The sequence below is a fragment of the Marinobacter sp. genome, assembly GCF_041690455.1.
Taxonomy (GTDB): Bacteria; Pseudomonadota; Gammaproteobacteria; order Pseudomonadales; family Oleiphilaceae; genus Marinobacter.
This window is the reverse complement of record NZ_JAWLHI010000133.1, coordinates 1-4,057: the sequence shown is the minus strand read 5'-3', so window position 1 is coordinate 4,057 and position 4,057 is coordinate 1. Positions and strand designations below refer to the sequence as shown.

Below are 4,057 nucleotides of genomic sequence, written 5' to 3'. Positions count from 1 at the left end.
GGGCATACCGCTACCGGTGAAATGGACAAGGTGGATGGCCCCTACTATTTCTTCAAGATGATTCAGAAAATCCGCCACGCGCTGCCCCAGTGGGTGCCGACCATCGGTGTCGAGGGTGGGCGTCTGAACATTGTGCCGGTGGATTTCGTGGTTAACGCCATGGATCACATTGCCCACCTCGAGGGCGAAGACGGCAAGTGCTTCCACCTTGTGGATACCGATCCGTACAAGGTTGGCGAAATTCTCAACATCTTCAGCGAGGCTGGTCACGCACCCCGGATGGGGATGCGGATCGATTCCCGCATGTTCGGCTTTATTCCGCCATTCATTCGCCAGAGCTTGAAGAATCTGCCACCGGTGAAGCGTCTGACATCGGCCATTCTTGATGACATGGGCATTCCGCCCTCTGTGATGTCGTTCATCAATTACCCGACCCGTTTTGACGCCCGCGAAACCGAGCGCGTTCTGAAAGGCACCGGCATTGAAGTGCCGCGCCTGCCGGACTACGCCCCGGTGATCTGGGACTACTGGGAGCGTAATCTGGACCCGGACCTGTTCAAGGACCGCACGCTCAAGGGCACGGTTGAAGGTCGCGTCTGCGTGGTGACCGGTGCTACGTCCGGTATTGGTCTTGCAACCGCCCAGAAACTGGCAGACGCCGGCGCGATCCTTGTGATCGGTGCCCGCAAACTCGAGCGCCTGAAAGAAGTGGCCGCGGAGCTGGAGTCCCGGGGCGCAAGCGTGCATGCCTATCCCTGCGATTTCTCAGATATGGATGCCTGCGACGAGTTTGTGAAGACCGTGTTGGATAACCATGGCCAGGTCGACGTGCTGGTCAACAACGCCGGGCGCTCGATTCGCCGCTCACTGGATCTGTCGTTCGACCGCTTCCACGATTTCGAGCGCACCATGCAACTGAACTACTTTGGTTCCGTTCGTCTGATCATGGGCTTTGCGCCCAAGATGCTGGAGAATCGCCGCGGTCACGTGGTCAACATCTCGTCCATCGGTGTGTTGACCAACGCTCCCAGGTTCTCGGCTTACGTGGCCTCCAAGTCTGCGCTGGATGCCTTCAGCCGCTGCGCCGCTTCGGAATGGTCGGATCGCAATGTCACTTTCACCACCATTAACATGCCGCTGGTGAAAACGCCGATGATTGCGCCAACCAAGATCTACGATTCTGTTCCGACGCTAACGCCGGACGAGGCTGCGACCATGGTTGCTGATGCCATTGTCTATCGGCCGAAGCGAATCGCTACCCGTTTGGGTATCTTTGCCCAGGTCCTGCATGCTCTGGCACCGAAGATGGCCGAAATTGTCATGAATACCGGTTACCGGATGTTCCCGGATTCACCGGCTGCCGCCGGTAGCCGTTCCGGGGAGAAGCCAAAGGTGTCCAGCGAGCAGGTGGCTTTCGCCGCCATCATGCGGGGCATCTACTGGTAACGTGGTAGCCCCTGAATCGAGCGGGAGGGGGAGTTACTCCCCCTCCCATATAAATTGATTGAACGAGATTCGCCTCTTTTATGAGTTTTTCTGGGCTAAAGAAAACCTGCCGATAGCCGATGATTAGCCTAAGAACAATACTAAATGAGGCCATTGATGACTCTGAAAAAACGTCTTTTGCTGACTTTGCTGCTGGTTGGCCTGCTTCCCGTAATTGCCATCTCGTTTTTTAACGCCGAAATTGTCCGAATAAGCCTGAAGGAACAGGCGTTGCAACAACTTTCTATTGCGGCGACCAATAAGCAGCGTAGTGTTGAAGATTATCTCAACACCATTACCCGGCAGCTGAAAGCCATGGCCAATAATCGCGGGACCCGAACTGCGGCCCAGGGGTTTGGTTTGGCATTTCAAAATTATGAAAAACTGGTAAAAGCGGAGCAATCGACCTTACGAGACAACGTCGAGGCTTATTATCAGCAGAATTTTTTGCCACCCTTGCAGCAAAATGGTGGTGCTAACGGACGTTCAGCCTCGGACTTCGTTGCATCCCTCAGCAAAAACAGCCTGGCTCTGCAGATGGGTTACATCGTGGACAACCCAAATCCTGTGGGGCAGAAAGACGAATTGGTATCGGCTGACGTCCATATCGCGCAGTTTTATAACACGCTTCACAAACAGTGGCACACCTCGTTCAAGGAGTTTCAGGAGGCTTTCGGCTACTACGATATTTATCTCATTGATGCCGATACAGGCCATGTTATCTATTCCGTAGCCAAAGAGGTGGATTTTGCTACCTCCCTGAAAGACGGTCCCTACGCGGATTCTGGCCTGGCGGCGGCTTATCGTCAGGCGTTGTCTGACGGACAGGATACTGCACCGACTTTTGTTGATTTTACGAAGTATGTACCGTCCTACGGTGCTCCTGCGGGATTTGTGGCAACGCCCATATATTCCGAAAAAGATGAGCGGCTGGCCGTGCTGGCCTTCCAGTTCCCCATCGACAGCCTGAACAACATCATGATGGAACGAGATGGCATGGGCGAAACCGGGGATGCCTATCTGGTGGGGCCGGATAACCTGATGCGGTCAGACTCCTACCTGGATCCGGAAAACCGCAGTGTTGTCGCTTCCTTTGCCGAGCCGGAGAATGGACGCATTAGTTCGACATCGGTGGATGAAGCTCTGGCTGGGAATTCCGGTGAAGGCGTGGTTACGTCCTACCGTGGCGAGCCAGTGTTTTCCGCCCACAGGCCAGTTACCGTAGGCGGGCTGAACTGGGCGCTGGTGGCGGAGATCAGCGAAGACGAGGCCTTGGCGCCGGTGCGTGAAATGTGGACTCTGGCGGCGATAGCCATTGCTATTGTGATCTTGGCCGTGGTGGCCGTGGCAGTCTGGACCGCGGCGCGGATCATGAAACCCCTTGGCAAAGACCCGGCCGAATTGCAGGCACTGGCGGAGCAGGTGGCTGCGGGTAACTTGGTCATTGACTCGTCCGACAGTGACAGGGCCACGGGTGTATACGGCTCCATGCTCAAGATGGTGTCGGACCTGAAAGAAGTGATCTTCAAGGTTGAAGAAGCGTCCCAGCGCCAGGCTGGTGCATCTGAACAATTGTCCGGCACTATCTCGCAGACTCTGGACAATGTGAATCAGCAAGCAGAGCAGACTGAGCAGGTGGCGTCGGCCATTGAAGAAATGTCCTCCGCCATCAGCGAGGTGTCCCAGAATACCGCTGAATCGGCAGCCGGTGCCCGGCGCACTGATGAGGCGGTGAGCCGCAGCGCCACCGAGGTGGAATCCTCCGCTGCTGACACCCGTGCTATGGCCAGGGAACTGGAGGAAGCAGAGGCCGGCATAGAGGATTTGCGAAAGAATATGGAATCCATCACCAGGGTTCTGGATTCGATAAAGTCCATCGCCGACCAGACTAACTTGCTGGCTCTGAATGCAGCCATTGAAGCGGCCCGGGCCGGTGAACAGGGCCGGGGTTTCGCGGTGGTTGCGGATGAGGTGCGCAGCCTGGCCCAGAATAGCCAGAAGGCGACTGAGGAGATAAGTAGTTCCATCGAAACTCTGGTCAATTCGTCGGAGCGTGCTTCAAAGGTGGTTACCCGCTGCAGCGCCCAGGCCAGTGGTATTTCCGAGCGGGCAGGAGCCGTTGTATTGCGGCTTCGCGAGGCAGTGGACGAGGTCACCCGGATGTCCGGTATGGCCGAGCAGATTGCCACGGCATCCGAAGAGCAATCAGCCACGGCCGAAGAAGTAACGCGCAACGTATCTACAATTGCTGAAAAGTCCTTTGAGACCAAACAGGCCATGGCCCAGATATCCGAAGCCAGTGGTGACTTGGCGGAGTTGTCTCATCAGCTCAAAGATTCGCTGTCCCGGTTTAAAGTCAGCTGAGTACGAGGCGTGACTTTCACACCTATGCCTGGCGCACAGTTAAAAAAACCCGCTGCGGCGGGTTTTTTCATGGCGGTTACTCGGTCTCTTCGGGGATCACCGGAGGCGGGAAGCCGCCCAGTTCTTTCCAGCGATTCACAATGCCGCAGAACAGGTCTGCCGTTTTCTCGGCATCGTAGGCTGCAGAGTGGGCTTCCTTGTTGCTGAA

General features: G+C 56.1%; 2 protein-coding genes and 1 pseudogene. 2 read left to right on the top strand and 1 reads right to left on the bottom strand.

Going from position 1 to position 4,057, the window contains the following annotated elements; genetic code table 11:
• A partial coding sequence (locus ACESMW_RS18540) for an SDR family oxidoreductase (protein ID WP_372988443.1) occupies positions 1-1,446 on the top strand: 1,446 nt, incomplete at its 5' end.
• 156 nt (positions 1,447-1,602) lie between these two features.
• Positions 1,603-3,849, top strand: coding sequence for a methyl-accepting chemotaxis protein (locus ACESMW_RS18535; RefSeq protein WP_372988442.1), 2,247 nt, complete (start codon positions 1,603-1,605; stop codon positions 3,847-3,849).
• A gap of 76 nt (positions 3,850-3,925) precedes the next feature.
• Here the strand turns inward: ACESMW_RS18535 and ACESMW_RS18530 are convergent.
• Positions 3,926-4,057, bottom strand: a pseudogene (locus ACESMW_RS18530) (ribonuclease T); the annotation flags it as partial.